This is a genomic window from Pantoea sp. YU22 (assembly GCF_003970755.1).
Lineage (GTDB): Bacteria > Pseudomonadota > Gammaproteobacteria > Enterobacterales > Enterobacteriaceae > Pantoea > Pantoea piersonii.
In genome coordinates this window covers 89,144-104,282 of sequence record NZ_RYDU01000004.1, presented here as the reverse complement: position 1 = coordinate 104,282, position 15,139 = coordinate 89,144, and the positions used below count along the sequence as shown (strand labels likewise).

Here is a 15,139-nt window from a genome sequence, read left to right as displayed (position 1 = left end):
GCGACTCTGCGCGGCAGAGGAGTGCTGGCCGATTACACGCCCCATTTCGGGATCGGGTGATCGCCAAAGGAAATGCAGACATTCTTCATCTCAGCAAACACTTCGAAACTGTATTCGCCGCCCTCCCGGCCAGTGCCGGACGCCTTCACGCCGCCGAACGGCTGACGCAGATCGCGCACGTTCTGCGTGTTGACGAAGACCATTCCAGCCTCAATGCTGCGGGAGAGGCGCAGCACCTTGCTGACGTCCTGAGTCCAGATATAGGAGGCGAGGCCATATTCCACGTCGTTCGCCAGACGCAAACCTTCAGCCTCATCCCTGAAAGAGAACAGGCAGGCGACGGGCCCGAAGATCTCCTCCTGGGCGATACGCATGCGGTTATCCACATCCGCAAAAACCGTAGGGCGCAGGAAGTTGCCGTGGCTCAGTCCTTCAGGCTTGTCCGGGCCGCCCGCCAGCATTTTTGCTCCCTCTTCAATACCGAGGCGAATGTAGCCGGACACCTTTTCCCAGTGCTGCTGGCTGATTAGCGCGCCGACCTGCGTGTTCGGATCGGTCGGATCGCCAACGCGCAGGCGGTTCGCGCGTTCGGCAAAGCGTTTAACAAATTCCGGGTAGATGCTTTCCTGAATAAAGATGCGCGAGCCGGCAGTGCAGCGTTCGCCGTTGATTGAGAAGATGGTGAACAACGCAGCGTCGAGCGCGCGCTCAATATCGGCGTCTTCAAACACCAGCACCGGCGATTTGCCGCCCAGCTCCATCGAGTACTTTTTCAGCCCGGCGCTCTGCATGATTTTGCGCCCGGTTGCGGTGCCACCGGTGAAGGAGACGGCGCGCACGTCATGATGGCGCACCAGCGCATCCCCTGCGGTGCTGCCGTAACCCTGCACCACGTTCAGCACCCCTGCCGGAATGCCCGCTTCCAGCGCCAGCTCGCCCAGGCGATCGGCGGTCAGGGGAGAGAGCTCGGACATTTTCAACACGGCCGTATTCCCCAGCGCCAGACAAGGCGCGGTTTTCCAGGTCGCGGTCATAAAGGGCACGTTCCACGGCGAGACGAGCGCGCAAACGCCAACCGGCTGGATGAGCGTGTAGTTCATCATCTTGTCGTCGACCGGATAGGTGCGGCCGTTCATCTGCTGACAAATTTCGGCAAAGAACTCAAAGTTGTGCGACGCGCGCGGGATCAACACGTTTTTGGTCTGGTGGATCGGCAGACCGGTATCCGCCGTTTCCATCGCCGCAATGTCCGGCACGTTCTCATCAATAAGCTCGCCGAGACGGCGCATCAGGCGCGCGCGCTCTTTCATGGGCGTGTTGGCCCATTTGGGAAAAGCATTTTTCGCCGCTTCGACTGCCTGATGAATTTCCTGTTCGTCCCCTGACGCCACTTCCGCCAGCACCTCGCCGGTAGCCGGGTTTACCGTGGTGAAGTAGTCGCTGCTGGTGACGCTTTTGCCGTTGATCCAGTGATTAATCTTTTTCATTTCAGGCTCTCCTCAAACTGTTGCTCACTCACAATGCGGTTAGTTAACCGGCCCACGCCTTCTACCTCGACCACGACCTCATCGCCCGGCTTAACGTCGGCAAGCCCTTTCGGCGTGCCGGTAGCGATCATGTCGCCCGGCTGTAACGTCATAAATTCGCTCAGGTATTCAATCAGGAAGGCAACGTCGAACACCATGTCGCGCGTGGTGCCCGACTGCGTCAGCTCGCCGTTAACGAAAGTTTTGAGTTGCAGATTTTGCACATCGGGTACGGCCTCGCGCGGTGTGACGCGCGGTAGCAGCGGGGTCAGGGTGTCGCGGCTTTTCACGCGCAGGTTAGGGCGATAGTAATTTTCCAGGTAGTCGCGCACCGCGTAGTCGTTACACACCGTGTAGCCCGCTACATAGTCGAGCGCCTCGGCACGCTTTACGCCGCGCGCGGTTTTGCCGATCACCACCACCAGCTCAGCCTCGTAGTGCATATATTCGAGATGGTCCGGGCGCACGCTCACGCTGTTGTCGCCGGTGAGCGTGTTGGCCGCTTTGATAAAAATCAGCGGCTCCTCAGGCGCTTTGAATTCCAGTTCGGCGGCGTGATCGGCGTAATTAAGGCCGAGGGCGAACAGCGTGGGATGATTGTCCGGCTGGAGTTGCACGCTCTCACGGTCGGTGAAGAGGTTGCTCAGCGGCGGTAAACCCTGCGCTTTAATCGTCACGGTATCGCCCGCGCTCACCGGAATACGCTCCTGCGGCGTACCTGGCAGGATCACATCACCTGCCTGCAGCGTGGCGAAATCGCTTAGCGCCGCGATCAGCTCAGCCGCATTGCGATGAAGATCGGCAGTTGACCAGCTCTGCTTCACTACGCCATTTATCTCGGTCACGATCTCCAGCGCGCTGACGTCAGCCAGCGGGGCCGCTTCGCCGATCGGACAGAAACCGTCGCGGCATTTCGCTTTGATAGCCGGACGATAGAAGCTCTCTTCGGCCAGGCTCAGTTCGTTAGCCAGCGCGTAACCGGCGATATAGCGCGGCGCGTCCGCAACCGACACTTTGCGTGCCGTTGCGCCAATCACCACCGCCAGCGTACCGCCGCTGTAGGTTTGCTGGTTTGCAGGCAAGGCGATGGCATCGCCAGACTGACGCTGCGTATTTCGCGGTTTGATAAACCAGACCGGCGTTTTCGGCGGCGTTTTATAGGGTGGCTGGTGAAACGCGTCATTCCACTTTTCTGTCTGCGATGAATGGTTTAGCGCAACGGCAAAAACAGACCTTTTCATAGTGTTTCCTTCAGGCGAATCGAGCTGCTGATTTATTTTGTTAACATGTTAATGATTTATTATAAGATCGCATTTGCATTTGAGATCAAGAGGTGAAAACCATCTAAAACCCTGTTCACGACCTCTCTTAAATTAATAAATATCATTACTATCAATAGAGTAAAAAAAGAGATGACATCGAGTGTTAAATTTTTGTTTCACATTTCGTGATGTCGATCACTTTATTAACCTGTTAATGTTTAAAGTTATTTTTGCGGTGTTATTCTCCAAAACTGTGCAGCAGCGCTGGCAATCCCTATACTGGCTATCACCCAAGCCACTCCCTAACAAAGTGACGTGATATGCATGATTCTTTGACTATTGCTCTGCTGCAGGCTCGTGAAACGGCGATGGGCTATTTCCGGCCCATTCTTAACCGGTATGCATTAACCGAGCAGCAGTGGCGCATCATTCGCATTCTGGCGGAGCACCGCTCGCTGGATTTCCATGCGCTGGCGCAGCAGGCCTGTATTTTGCGTCCCAGCCTGACCGGCATCCTGACGCGGCTGGAACGAGACGGACTGGTGTTTCGCCTGAAACCGCTCAACGATCAGCGCAAACTATTCGCCTCGCTGACGCCGCGCGGCGTCGACATTTTTCAGCAGGCGAGCCGTGAAATTGATGCTGGCTATCAGCAGATTGAGGCACAGTTCGGCGAACATAAGATGGCGCAGTTGAAAGCCCTGCTGGAGGAGTTCAACAGGCTGCAGGCGGAGTCGCCAGAGAGCGGAGGGCAAGAGCTGGCAGGCTGAACTGACCCTGTAATTCATTAACATTTAACTAACCTTACGCATTAAATTCGACGTTACTGCCTCTGTATATATCGCATTGGCAACGTTAAGGTTATCGTCCTTATGGCTGAGGCGAAAAGTACCCGGACAAATATTATCTATATGAAAATAGAGATAAAAAATAGAATACCGAAGGGTTTAATTACTTTTAAAAATTCTGATCGATATCGGATTTCAGACAAGACGAGGCTGGTATGACTATGAAAATAGGGTATGTATAGACATGTTAATTTAGTGTTGCTTCGATACTTCCCCGCACGGCGCTGCTGAACGCTTTGCGCGACGGCCCGGCACGGTGAGCAATGATGAGGAACATAGCATGGCTGAAATTTCGTCCATTCAGGCGGATGCCTTTATTTGCCGCTGCCTGGAAAATTTTACTCAACTCATTCCCGGTTCTATCGGTGTGTTTTATCTGGTGGATGAAAATATGATGCCGTACCAGCATGTACGATTCGGCATTTCTGACGAGACGCATCAGGCCTATATGCGCGATTTTATTACTCTCGATCCCTTTCATCCGCAGCGTTATGCAACCCAGCCAGTGAGCTTTGCCGGTATGGACGATGCGTCACGTAAGACCGCCTACTACCGTCACTTTATGAAGCCCAACTCAATGGGCGATTCCATTGAGGTCTATGTGCGCAAAAACCGTAAAATCGTGGCGGGCTTGTCGCTGATGCGTGACAAAGTCTACAGCCTGCAGGAGCGGATGCGCCTGCGCGCTATGCTGTCACTGGTTGAAGTGGCCACCGATGAGCTTATGCCGCATAGCGCAGCGCAGCGGCTGACGCCTAAAGAGCAAATTATCGTTGATATGATCCGCGAAGGCGCCTGCAACAAGCGTATCGCCAGCCAGCTGGATATTTCGCTTTCGACGGTAAAAACCCATTTACGCAATATTTTCAGCAAAACGCACGCCAGCAACCGTACCGAACTTTTGCGTAACGTGAATGCCAGCTGGTATGCCGAGCGGGCGAGCTAACGGCGAGCCAGCGCTCGCCGTCGCGGCTCAGTAACGCACCATTATCGACTTCAGCTCGGTGTAATCATCAATAAACGCGCTGCCGAATTCGCGTCCAGAACCAGAACCTTTAACCCCGCCAAAAGGTACAGCTGGATCGAGAAACGTGTGCATATTGATCCAGACAATCCCGGCTTCCAGCCGCTCGCTGAAACGCAGCGCCTGGCTGATATCGCGCGACCAGACGCTGGCTGCCAGGCCAAAAGGAGAGGCATTGATGTTTTGTAACGCCTGTTCAGCATCCTCATAGGCGATAAAGCTGCCGACCGGCCCAAAGGTTTCCTCTTTCATCAGCGTACTGCTGGCGGAGGCTACGCGTACAGCGGTGGGACGCAGAAAATAACCGCTTCCCTCCAGCGTTTCTCCGCCGCAGACGATCTCATCTCCCTCGCGGCGCGCAATAGCCAGCAGATCTGAAATCTTATCCAGCTGCGCCCGGTTCGCCAGCGGCCCCATCGCCGTCGTCTCATCCAGCGGCGAACCGATGACGGTATTGTTGAGGTGCACTTTCAGCGCTTCCAGCACCGCATCGATTTTGTCAGCGGGCAGCCAGAAACATTCTGCGGCGGCGCAGATTTGTCCCTGATTGAGATAGCCTGCCTCAAGAATGCCGTTAACTATCTCTGTCACCGAGAGGTCGTCAAGAAACAGCGCGGCGTTTTTTCCGCCCAGCCCAGCGTGACGCGTTTACCCTGTGCGGTTGCGGAGCGGCTGACCGCATTGCCCGTGGCAACCGAACCGGTAAAGCTCACCTTGGCGCAGCTTTCATGTCCAATCAGCGCTGGTCCCAGCTCGCCGCCAGGGCCGTTAACCACGTTAATAACGCCGGGCGGAAAGCCGCATTCGCTCGCCAGCTCCGCCAGACGCAGCAGCGTAAGCGGCGTATATTCGCTGGGTTTCACCACAACGGTACAGCCGCACACCAGCGCCGCCGCGATTTTCCATACCGCAATCATGATTGAAAAGTTCCAGGGCACAATAGCCACAACGACGCCCAGCGGCTGACGGCGGGTGAAGGCAGTATATTTTTCCCCGGCGAAAGAGGGTAGAGAGACATCCAGCGTCTCGCCGTTGATTTTACCGGCCCAGCCCGCGAAATAGCGCAGGAAGGCAACAGACTGGTCCAGTTCAAGCATGCGCGCCAGTTGGATGGTTTTGCCGGAGCAGAGCGTTTCAATCTGCGCCAGCTCCTCACGCTTCTCCGCGAGCTTGTCGGCCAGCTTCAGCAGCAGCGTGCCACGCTGCAGCGTCGCCATTTCTCGCCAGGCTGTAAACGCCCGCTGCGCGCTGCGCATCGCCGCATCTGCCTGCGCCAGGCTGGCGCTGTTCAGCGTGAGCAGCGGCTCGCCGGTAGCGGGATTAATAACCTGAAAGGGCGCGTCCATTCCTTTAACAGCTTCGCCATCAATGTAACTACCATGGTCGCGGGCAATAAATGCCGTTACCTCGCTTAATAACGGAATCTGCGGCATAAAAAGTCCTCTTGTAATTAGGCCAGGCGCGCAAGGCGCGTTCAGGCGTATCACAGCACAAGAGCGCGCCCAGCCCCATCAGCCATAAGGACGAGACAGAGTGACAATATCCTCTTTTCAGCGCGACGGCAGATCTGCGCTTCCTCCTTCAGGACGATTACCACAGCGGCGTGAATGCGATATCAGTAGCGCTTTAACGTGCGGTAAAGCCCCTGGAGGAGACAAAAATGAACAACACTGGTTTTTTCTTTGATGAACGCTGCTTCTGGCACAGTACAGGCCTGCATGTCGTTACCTTGCCGGTTGGCGGCTGGGTCCAGCCGCCTTCAGGCGCGGCACATGCGGAAAACCCTGAAACCAAACGGCGGCTCAAAAACCTGCTTGATGTCTCAGGTTTGTCGGCTCATTTGCGTCATGCATCGGCCGCGCCCGCCAGCGAAGCCGATCTTTTACGCGTTCACGATCAACGCTATCTCGCGCGCTTTAAAGATCTCAGCGATAACGGTGGAGGGATGCTGGGTGACGAAGCACCGCTGGGGCCGGGGAGCTATGAGATAGCCTGCCTCTCCGCAGGTCTTGCCTGCGCCGCCGTTGAGTCAGTGTTAACGGGAGATTGCGTTAATGCCTACTCGCTTGGTCGTCCGCCGGGACACCACTGCCTGCCGGATACGTCGATGGGCTTCTGTTTTCTGGCCAACATCGCAATCGCTATTGAACGCGCCAAAGCGATAATGAATGTCGGAAAGATCGCTGTCGTTGACTGGGACGTGCACCACGGCAACGGGACGCAGCATATTTTCTATCAGCGCGGCGATGTGCTGACGATTTCGCTTCATCAGGATGGTTGCTTTCCGGCAGGTTATGGTGGGGAAACGGATACCGGGGTCGGAGAAGGCGATGGCGCCAATATCAATATTCCGCTGATGGCGGGCGCGGGTCATGATGCCTGGCTCTATGCGTTTGACCGCATCGTAATGCCTGCGCTGACGCGCTTTAAACCTGACCTGATTATTGTTGCCTGCGGCTACGACGCCAGCGCAATGGATCCGCTCGGGCGGATGCTGTTGCACAGCGAAAGTTACCGCAGCATGACCAGTAAGATTCAGCTGGCGGCCCGAGAACTCTGCGCTGGCCGCCTGGTGATGGTGCATGAGGGGGGGGTACTCTGAAGCCTACGTGCCTTTTTGCGGGCTGGCAGTGATGGAACAGTTGTGCGGTTTTAAAACCGAGGTAACCGATCCTTTGCTCTCGTTTATCGAACAGCAACAGCCTCGCGACACCTTCAATCGCGTGCAGTGCGCGCTGATTGATGAACTGGCGCACGCCTTAAAGCTGTAATGCCTCACACGCCTATCGGTTGGTAGCCCTGCCACTCCGGCCGGAAAGGCGCGCCGCTGTCCGATGGCGTGAGATGAATATATTTATTGCCGACCTTTTCCAGCAGGATGCAGTCATCCACATCCTTCAGATTGTCTTTGTGCTGGTGAAGCGCGCCATTAAGCAGCGATGCCAGCCCTTTCGCTTTGGCCTCTTTGCTGTCTTGCGCGACAAACAAATCAAAGGCGTGCAGCTCCGCCAGGGAGCAGGGATGGTAGGCGCCAGCGTTAACAAACCATAGCCGCTGGCTGTTTTCAGGCGGCGTGTCAGCCAGGCTGACTGCGTAACCGTCTGCCCAGCTAATGCGCGCATAGCCGTCGATATGCACTTTGTCGGCATCACCGAACCAGGCTTCACGCAGCGCAGGCCAGGCGGCCTCCGGGTGGTCTGCGACTACAAACTGAATATCATGGACTTCAATATTGGACCTGCCGGCATTACCGCCCAGGTAAAACATAAACAGATACACACCGCTCTCCTTTGCCTGCGCGTCAGGCGTACCAGGTAATGATTTCGCTTGCGTTATATACGATACCATACAACGAAACGGCAACCAGAAACAAAGACGATATTCCCTCAAGACCTTGGCTATGTCGTTCCGGTACCCATCGCGTTATCAACAGGATATAGAGCGACAAAACGGTAAAATCGGAAAACATCCATACCAGAGAGAGCGTCAGGATACTGGTGGTAAAATCTGGCGTGACGGCGATGAACTGCGGAAAAAAAGCGACGAAAAAGAGGATATCTTTGGGATTGGATAGCCCTATCAGAAAACCTCTACTGAACCCTCCCTGGCCGCGCAATTTGTCGGCCTCTTTACCGGCTGCGTCTGCTTTGATTGCTCTGAGGCTGGCAACCGCGCCCCAGCCGATATAGAGCGAACCCGCCATTGCCAGCAAGTAGAGGAAGAGGGGAGAAAAGGAGATCGCGCCTGCCAGCATTAGCGCAGCCAGCATAATCAGAACCAGCGACGCGCTGTTTGTTCCTGCTACCGTGGCAAAGGCGCGGCGACTGCCGTGGCGTGCTGCCGTCCCGGTCACCAGCGCCACGACCGGGCCAGGAGTAATAAGCAGCACGAGTACAGCCAGTATGTAGGCACTCAGTAAGATCAGATTCATTTCGCTCTTTATCCTTTTTTCTCTTAGCTCGCGCCAGATTATTGAGGCAGGCGAGGCGGTTGAAAAACGGATAAAACTCGCGCTTAATGTGACTAAAACTCACAATGAAGAAAGCTATGTCCCTGCCACCGCTTTATGCCCTGCGCGCCTTTGAAGCCGCTGCGCGATTAGAATCCTTCAGTAAGGCGGCAGCCGTCCTTAATATCACGCCAGGCGCGGTCAGCAGGCATATACGTACTCTTGAGGCCTGGTTTGAGTGCGAGCTTTTTCAAAGAAACGGGCCGCGAGTGAAGGTTAGCGAGGCGGGGCGAATCCTGGCAAGTCAGTTAACTGAGAGCTTTCTTGGCATTGAGCGAGCCTGTTACGCTTTCAAAAGCAGCAGCCTGGAGCTGCGGCTTAAGGCACCTTCAACCCTCACCATGCGCTGGCTGCTGGATGTGCTGAATGCTTTTCGTGAAAATCACACAACGCCTCGCATAGAGATCACCAGCGTCTGGATGGATACAGACAGCGTGGACTTTAAGCGCGAGCCATACGACTGCGCGATATTGCTCGGCAAAGGTGATTACGGTGACTCGACTGAAAGCAGGCTGCTTTTTAGCGAATGGCTTATTCCGGTCTGCTCACCGGCGCTGCTGGAAAAAGCGAAGCATCATCTTCCTGACTGCGACTTAATCCATCCGTCACCGGATCGGCGCGACTGGCGCAGGTGGCTGAATAAGACAGGACGCTTACCTGCGCTTGATCTTACCGGCGGCAAGGTGTTTGACACGCTTGAGCAGGGTAATCTGGCTGCACTGAGCGGTCACGGCGTTTCGGTAGGCGATCTTTTGTTAAGTCTGGATGCCATAAATAGCGGACTGCTGGCGCTTCCATTCAGTGAAGCGGTGGCGACCGGGGAGGGTTACTACCTTGTGTGGCCGCGTCACTCAGGCAAAACGCGACATATTGAGCTGCTGCTGAACTGGCTAAAGCTTCACGTACCTGGCCTCCCGGACAAGACACTGAGTTACGTGAAAAATGCGTGAATCACCTGCCTATAAGCACGACGTGCCGCACCACTTTCATACAACTATCGCCTTAAGGAAAAAGATATGTTGGAGAGGCTGTTCCGCTTTTTTGAGAACCTGATTGATCCTTTTCAGGTAGAAAAAGATTCTGGCCCGCAGCAGAAATATGGTTTTTTATATTTCGCTAATAAAGTTAAGACCATAGTGCTTTTAATTGCTCTTGTCGGGTTAATCAAAGCAGCTGTGGATGTCAGCCTGATTTATACCGTAGGACTGGTGATTGACTCACTCAACGGCACACTATCGCCTGTCCTGAGTGATATATTCACCCAGAACCAACTCTTAATAACAACGGCTTTTTTATTTTTGATTTTCCGTCCCTTAACATCATTAACATTAGGATTGCTATGTGACCAGTGCATTCGTGCTCGTTTTAGCCCGATGGTTCGGTGGAACTTTTACAATAAAGTAATAAAAAACGACTTAGCATACTTTAGTCACAATCATTCAGGAAAAATCGCATCGGCAGTCTGGCAATCTGGGCAGGCTATGACGGAGCTTTTGCTCAGCACATTACAGATGTTATGGTCGAATATCGCCTACGTCATTCTGGCTTTAGGATTTATAAGCGTTTTAAACGTTTGGTTTACTGTAACGGTTATCCTCTGGCTAACGATTTATCTTTGGATTTCGATAAAATATGCACATGAAATTAAGAGGCGATCCCGCAAATCGGCCGATGCTTCTAATAGAATAAACGGTCATCTTGTCGACATTTTTTCTAATATCATTAACGTTAAATCTTTATCGCCTGATGGAGATGAACGCGAGTTTATGAAAGGAAAGCTGTTTAATTTTATTAATAAAAACCAGCAATTTCTCCGGGCGATTACCTGTGCCGAAACTCTCCTGCTGATGATCAGCTCCGCCGCGATGGTTGTAATAGGGTATATATGCATATCCTCCTGGCACACAGGATTGCTATCTGTGGGTGAGATAGCCGTTATTTTTGGGCTTATTTTTCGCCTGGAGGGACAGCTAGCTGCGCTAATGGATCAAATCACTGGTGCGATGCGGGCGCTGGGACTGTTCAATGCTTCCATTGACGTAATACAACATCCGAACCTTGTTACAGAAAAAAATAAAACCTTCTCACGGGAAAAGGTAAAGGGAGATATCCTTTTTAGGGATTTGCACTTTCATTATGAAGCAGGAAAGCCCGTTATCAACGGATTGTCTATGCATATCAAATCGGGTGAAAAGATAGCAATTACAGGAGAGTCTGGCTCCGGTAAATCCACGCTAATTAGCCTGCTAATGCGATTTTACGATCCTCTCGACGGCAACATTATGCTCGATGGTACGGATATACGACATTACCCTCTTAATCATTTGCGTCGACAGTTCAGCATTGTGACGCAAGATAACATCCTCTTTAACCGAACTATTTATGAAAATATTACCTTCGGTTGTAGCAACTTCAGTGAAGAAGATGTTCGCGCTGCTGCGCAAAAAGCTAAAGCGCTGGATTTTATCCTTCAGGCAACTGATGGCAGCCATACAGGTTTCGAGACACGTATCGGCGATCGCGGAGCCCGGCTGTCTGGTGGGCAGCGGCAAAGGCTGAGCATTTGCCGGGCCATTTTACGTAATGCCCCGATACTGATTCTGGATGAAGCCACCTCTGCGCTTGACTCTGTAACTGAGACAGATGTTCGCGATGCGTTAAACGAAGTAATGGTGGGTAAAACAGTGATTGCGATTGCGCACCGTTTGTCATCGGTGGCTGACATGGACAGGATTCTGGTGCTTAATCAAGGGATGATTAAAGAAGAGGGCACTCATGATGAATTGATACGGCAGAAAGGTCGCTATTACACCCTGTGGAAAAAGCAGGCCAGTTAGGGAGACACATATTTTCAAACTTCCCATCGAACTGCTTGCTTTACCTGCCAGTCCGGCACAATGGATAGGCAACGATGTCTCTCAGAAAATACTGAACTGGCGTGTTACTGTTTGAATAATTTTTGCCGCGAGGAGGTAGCCATTACGTTGGCGGATTATGGTTGTCAAACAAAGGTTATTCCCTGCAGGACTAACCATAAATTTGCATCAGCAGCCTGTCTGAAATAAGGCAAACTGACTTATGCGGGCTCTCAGCAGAAAAAGCAGTAAACAGGGCATTAGCAATAGCTAATCACCCCTGAAACGTTACAGGGTAACCCCACCGCATTTGCACCACCCCTAATCCTCTCCTACGCTTTTCCCCTTGAACATGCGTAAACCGTTGCGACTACGATCGCCTTTTTAAGCTGTAAAGGAGGAAAGTAAATGCAATACAGGAAACTGGGCCACTCGGGCCTGCTGGTCTCAAAATTCGTGCTGGGTACCGTGCCGTTTGGCGGCAAAGCGGGATTTGAAAAAACCGGCAACGTTAACGCCAGCGAAGCGCGCCGTTTTATCGATATCGCGCTGGATCACGGCGTTAATATGATCGATACCGCCGATCTCTACTCCATGGGCGGCGCAGAAGAGGTTGTCGGCGAAGCGCTCGGCGACAAGCGCGACAATGTCATTCTGGCAAGCAAAGCGCGCAGCCCGCTCGGCGATGGCCCGAATGAGAGCGGCGCCAGCCGTTACCACCTTATCAAGGCGTGCGAAGCGAGCCTGCGCCGACTTAAAACCGACCATATTGACCTTTATCAGATCCATAACTGGGATGGCGTCACCTCGGTAGAAGAGACGCTGCGCGCGCTCGAAGATCTGGTGAAAAGCGGCAAAATTCGTTACTTCGGTACTTCTAATTATACCGCCTGGCAGATGATGAAGACCTTGGGCTGCGCCAGCGAGCGACACCTGCTCAAGCCTGTCAGCCAGCAAATCTATTACACGCCGGAATCGCGTGAAGCAGAGTTCGAGCTGCTGCCGATGGCGCTCGACCAGGAGATCGGCACGCTGATCTGGGGGCCGCTGGGCGAAGGCCTGCTGACCGGCGCGGTCAGCCGTAACGGCAAAGCGCCTGAGTCGACCCGTCAGGGCAGCGGCTGGCCAGAACCCTATGTGCACGATATGGAACACGCCTATAACGTTATCGAGGTGCTGGAGCAGGTCGGCAAAGAAATTAACGCCTCTATTGCCCAGGTCTGTCTGGCCTGGCTGGCGGACCGTCCAGGGGTCAGCGCGCTTATCGTCGGCAACCGCAGCGAAACTCACCTGCGTGAAAATCTGAACGCCTTTGAGCTAACCCTCAGCGATGAGCAGCGTCAGCGCATTGAAAAAGTGACGCGTCCGGCTCCGCGTTATCCCTACTGGCACCGCTTCACCAGCGGCATGGATCGCATCGATCCAGCTGAACAACCCTTCCTGGATGAATATCGCCAGACTCTCGACGAACGCAAAGACCAGGCGCAGAAATAAGCCTCTGGCTGGCCACGCGATGTGGTCAGCCTTATCCAGCAGCACTCACGCTTTAATACCTCCGCAACGGTTAAACAGACAGGTCTGCTTCATCAGCGCTTTGCAGGAAAAAACAATTTCCTGGCAATAAGCCTGAGGTGTTCAGTTAAACTTTTCACAAAACCTTGTAGCGAACCTCCCGCGTCCCTGCGCAGGGCCGTACAAACGCGTACGCCTGCCTGGCTGCTGGCATCTCCTCCTTTCGCCTGGCGTAAGCGCCCGAGAGTGAAGTGCAAAATTAACCCTTGCTACCTCTTTTTACGTGACAGCGTAACAGAAGAGGCGAAACAGTTAGCGCCTTGTGCAGCGTTGTCGGCACGTTGTTGCTGCCTGTGGCTATGCCCCGTCAGTTCAGCAGGCTTCAGCCTGAAAGCCTCTACGGCCGCACGAAATAGCTGACCGGCGACCAGGCTTAAAAAGATTGCCGACTGTCATGCGCAATATCAGCAATTTACAGATAACTTTCCGGTATACCTTCGATATCAAGCGGTGACAGGTATTCATCCCAACGGAACTCAGGCCTTTTAATAAGGAGCTAACATGCGTCAGAGAGTAATCGTATGCCCAGTAATACAAAATGAAGGTGAATTTTTACTTTGTAAAATGGCCTCAGATCGTGGGGTTTTCCCGGGGCAATGGGCTCTGCCTGGCGGTGGCATGGAGCCTGGCGAAACGATGGAAATCGCCCTGAGGCGGGAAATCATGGAAGAGTTAGGGAAGGAACTGCTTATCACCGAGGTTAAACCCTGGGCTTTTCGTGATGATATCCGAACTAAAACCTATCCGGACGGCGCCACCGAAGAAATTTACATGATTTACCTTATATTTGACTGCATAAGTTCAAACCGGGCGATTACGTTTAACGAAGAATTTCAGGAGGTTGCCTGGGTTTCCCCTGACGTTCTGAAAAGCATGGATCTTAATGAGGCGACCCGGGTGACTTTTGCACAAAAAGGACTCCTTTAGCTCTTCCTCAGAACGTACGAAGGCGTATTAAAAGTCTCACGTTCGGCAAATGTACCCGCTCGATCTGAACTGCCAGGCATCAGCGCGCTGATGCCTGTCAGGCACCGAATATGCCGAACGCCGGGTTTAAGCCCAATAAAAACGGCGGCCCGAAGGCCGCCAAAAACCCTCAATTATGGTTAGTATTGAGGAAGCAGTGGCACTGCATTGATGAAGAGATTAGCCCTTAACGCCTCCCGCCGTCAGGCCGCTGACCAGCCAGCGCTGCGCCAGCAGGAACACCAGCGTAATCGGGATAGCAGAGAGCACAGCGGCGGCAGCGAAGTCCCCCCACAGATAGTTCTGGGGATTCAGATATTGCTGCATACCGACCGCCAGGGTATAGCTGTTAACGTCCCGCAGCAGCAGCGAGGCGACAGGCACCTCTGTTACCGCGGCGATAAACGCCAGAATAAACACCACCGCCAGGATCGGCACCGAGAGCGGCAGTAGCACCAGCCGGAACGCCTGCCACGGCGTCGCGCCGTCCAGCGCGGCCGCCTCTTCCAGCGAACCGTCGATGGTTTCGAAATAACCTTTAATCGTCCAGACATGCAGCGCGATGCCGCCAAGGTAGGCGAAAATCACGCCGCCATGCGTATTCAGCCCGAGGAAAGGCAGATACTGCCCCAGCCGATCGAACAAAGCGTAGAGCGCCACCAGCGAGAGAACGGCAGGGAACATCTGGAAAATGAGCATCCCTTTCAACAGGCTGGCGCGTCCAGCGAAGCGCATGCGAGCAAAAGCATAGGCGCAGGTAGTGGAAAGCGCCACTATGCCAATCGCGCTGATGCCCGCGATCTTAACGGAGTTCCACAGCCACAGCAGCACCGGGAAAGGTGGCGGCGTCACGCGGCCGTCGGCATGGGTGACGCTGAACCCCAGCGCCAGCCGCCAGTGCTCCCAGGATATCTGCTCCGGGATCAGGCTGCCGGTCGCGAAGTTGCCGGCGCGCAGTGAAATTGCCATAACCATCAGCAGCGGGAAAAGAATCGCGGCGATAAACGCGAGCAGCAGCAGATGAGTCAGCAGCAAACGCAGCTTCTGCGATTTAGGTTGTACCATAGCCATAACGCC

Annotated in this window: 11 protein-coding genes and 2 pseudogenes; 7 read left to right on the top strand and 6 right to left on the bottom strand. The window is 53.8% G+C overall.

Annotated elements, in window-relative coordinates; genetic code table 11:
* Positions 1 to 32 precede the first annotated feature (32 nt).
* On the bottom strand, positions 33 to 1,487 hold the full coding sequence (hpaE, locus tag EKL29_RS08580) for a 5-carboxymethyl-2-hydroxymuconate semialdehyde dehydrogenase (RefSeq protein ID WP_126689384.1): 1,455 nt from the start codon (positions 1,485 to 1,487) through the stop codon (positions 33 to 35).
* Positions 1,484 to 2,767, bottom strand: coding sequence for a fumarylacetoacetate hydrolase family protein (locus tag EKL29_RS08575; RefSeq protein WP_126689383.1), 1,284 nt, complete (start codon positions 2,765 to 2,767; stop codon positions 1,484 to 1,486). Before EKL29_RS08575 ends, hpaE begins: the two co-directional genes overlap by 4 nt.
* A 341-nt stretch (positions 2,768 to 3,108) precedes the next feature.
* On the opposite strand from EKL29_RS08575, the gene hpaR reads away from it, so the two are divergent.
* On the top strand, positions 3,109 to 3,558 hold the full coding sequence (gene hpaR, locus EKL29_RS08570; protein ID WP_120456971.1) for a homoprotocatechuate degradation operon regulator HpaR: 450 nt from the start codon (positions 3,109 to 3,111) through the stop codon (positions 3,556 to 3,558).
* Positions 3,559 to 3,916: 358 nt separating this feature from the next.
* Positions 3,917 to 4,582, top strand: a complete 666-nt coding sequence (locus EKL29_RS08565; RefSeq protein WP_271153429.1) for a LuxR C-terminal-related transcriptional regulator — start codon at positions 3,917 to 3,919, stop codon at positions 4,580 to 4,582.
* A 27-nt stretch (positions 4,583 to 4,609) separates the two neighbouring features.
* Here EKL29_RS08565 and EKL29_RS08560 read toward each other — a convergent pair.
* Positions 4,610 to 6,093 (bottom strand): annotated as a pseudogene (locus EKL29_RS08560) (aldehyde dehydrogenase family protein).
* Positions 6,094 to 6,320: 227 nt separating this feature from the next.
* Here EKL29_RS08560 and EKL29_RS08555 point away from each other — a divergent pair.
* Positions 6,321 to 7,431: pseudogene (locus EKL29_RS08555) on the top strand (class II histone deacetylase).
* 4 nt (positions 7,432 to 7,435) lie between these two features.
* Here EKL29_RS08555 and EKL29_RS08550 read toward each other — a convergent pair.
* Both EKL29_RS08550 and EKL29_RS08545 read right to left on the bottom strand, forming a co-directional pair.
* The gene (locus EKL29_RS08550) at positions 7,436 to 7,939 is read right to left on the bottom strand and encodes a DUF1543 domain-containing protein (protein WP_126689382.1); all 504 of its coding nucleotides are present in this window, start codon (positions 7,937 to 7,939) and stop codon (positions 7,436 to 7,438) included.
* A gap of 22 nt (positions 7,940 to 7,961) precedes the next feature.
* A complete protein-coding gene (locus EKL29_RS08545; protein WP_126689381.1) occupies positions 7,962 to 8,591 on the bottom strand; it encodes a LysE family translocator in 630 nt (209 codons plus the stop codon).
* A gap of 116 nt (positions 8,592 to 8,707) precedes the next feature.
* Here EKL29_RS08545 and EKL29_RS08540 point away from each other — a divergent pair, with 116 nt between their 5' ends.
* From EKL29_RS08540 to nudI, 4 genes are all read left to right on the top strand, one after another.
* Complete coding sequence (locus tag EKL29_RS08540; protein ID WP_126689380.1) at positions 8,708 to 9,619, top strand: LysR substrate-binding domain-containing protein; 912 nt, start codon at positions 8,708 to 8,710, stop codon at positions 9,617 to 9,619.
* 66 nt (positions 9,620 to 9,685) lie between these two features.
* Positions 9,686 to 11,506 (top strand): ABC transporter ATP-binding protein, encoded by a 1,821-nt coding sequence (locus EKL29_RS08535; RefSeq protein WP_126689379.1) that lies wholly within the window; start codon positions 9,686 to 9,688, stop codon positions 11,504 to 11,506.
* A gap of 426 nt (positions 11,507 to 11,932) precedes the next feature.
* The gene (locus EKL29_RS08530) at positions 11,933 to 13,018 is read left to right on the top strand and encodes an aldo/keto reductase (protein WP_126689378.1); all 1,086 of its coding nucleotides are present in this window, start codon (positions 11,933 to 11,935) and stop codon (positions 13,016 to 13,018) included.
* Between the two features lie 579 nt (positions 13,019 to 13,597).
* Positions 13,598 to 14,023, top strand: a complete 426-nt coding sequence (gene nudI, locus EKL29_RS08525) for a nucleoside triphosphatase NudI (protein ID WP_120456605.1) — start codon at positions 13,598 to 13,600, stop codon at positions 14,021 to 14,023.
* Positions 14,024 to 14,242: 219 nt separating this feature from the next.
* Here the strand turns inward: nudI and malG are convergent, their stop codons facing one another.
* Entirely contained in the window at positions 14,243 to 15,133 is an 891-nt protein-coding gene (malG, locus tag EKL29_RS08520; protein WP_126689377.1) for a maltose ABC transporter permease MalG, read from the bottom strand.
* Positions 15,134 to 15,139 lie beyond the last annotated feature (6 nt).

What these genes read in the sequence shown, in the direction of transcription:
- hpaE (WP_126689384.1), bottom strand. Translation starts at nt 1,487, where the DNA reads ATGAAAAAGATTAATCACTGGATCAACGGCAAAAGCGTCACCAGCAGC.
- EKL29_RS08575 (WP_126689383.1), bottom strand. Translation starts at nt 2,767, where the DNA reads ATGAAAAGGTCTGTTTTTGCCGTTGCGCTAAACCATTCATCGCAGACA.
- hpaR (WP_120456971.1), top strand. Translation starts at nt 3,109, where the DNA reads ATGCATGATTCTTTGACTATTGCTCTGCTGCAGGCTCGTGAAACGGCG.
- EKL29_RS08565 (WP_271153429.1), top strand. Translation starts at nt 3,917, where the DNA reads ATGGCTGAAATTTCGTCCATTCAGGCGGATGCCTTTATTTGCCGCTGC.
- EKL29_RS08545 (WP_126689381.1), bottom strand. Translation starts at nt 8,591, where the DNA reads ATGAATCTGATCTTACTGAGTGCCTACATACTGGCTGTACTCGTGCTG.
- EKL29_RS08540 (WP_126689380.1), top strand. Translation starts at nt 8,708, where the DNA reads ATGTCCCTGCCACCGCTTTATGCCCTGCGCGCCTTTGAAGCCGCTGCG.
- EKL29_RS08535 (WP_126689379.1), top strand. Translation starts at nt 9,686, where the DNA reads ATGTTGGAGAGGCTGTTCCGCTTTTTTGAGAACCTGATTGATCCTTTT.
- EKL29_RS08530 (WP_126689378.1), top strand. Translation starts at nt 11,933, where the DNA reads ATGCAATACAGGAAACTGGGCCACTCGGGCCTGCTGGTCTCAAAATTC.
- nudI (WP_120456605.1), top strand. Translation starts at nt 13,598, where the DNA reads ATGCGTCAGAGAGTAATCGTATGCCCAGTAATACAAAATGAAGGTGAA.
- malG (WP_126689377.1), bottom strand. Translation starts at nt 15,133, where the DNA reads ATGGCTATGGTACAACCTAAATCGCAGAAGCTGCGTTTGCTGCTGACT.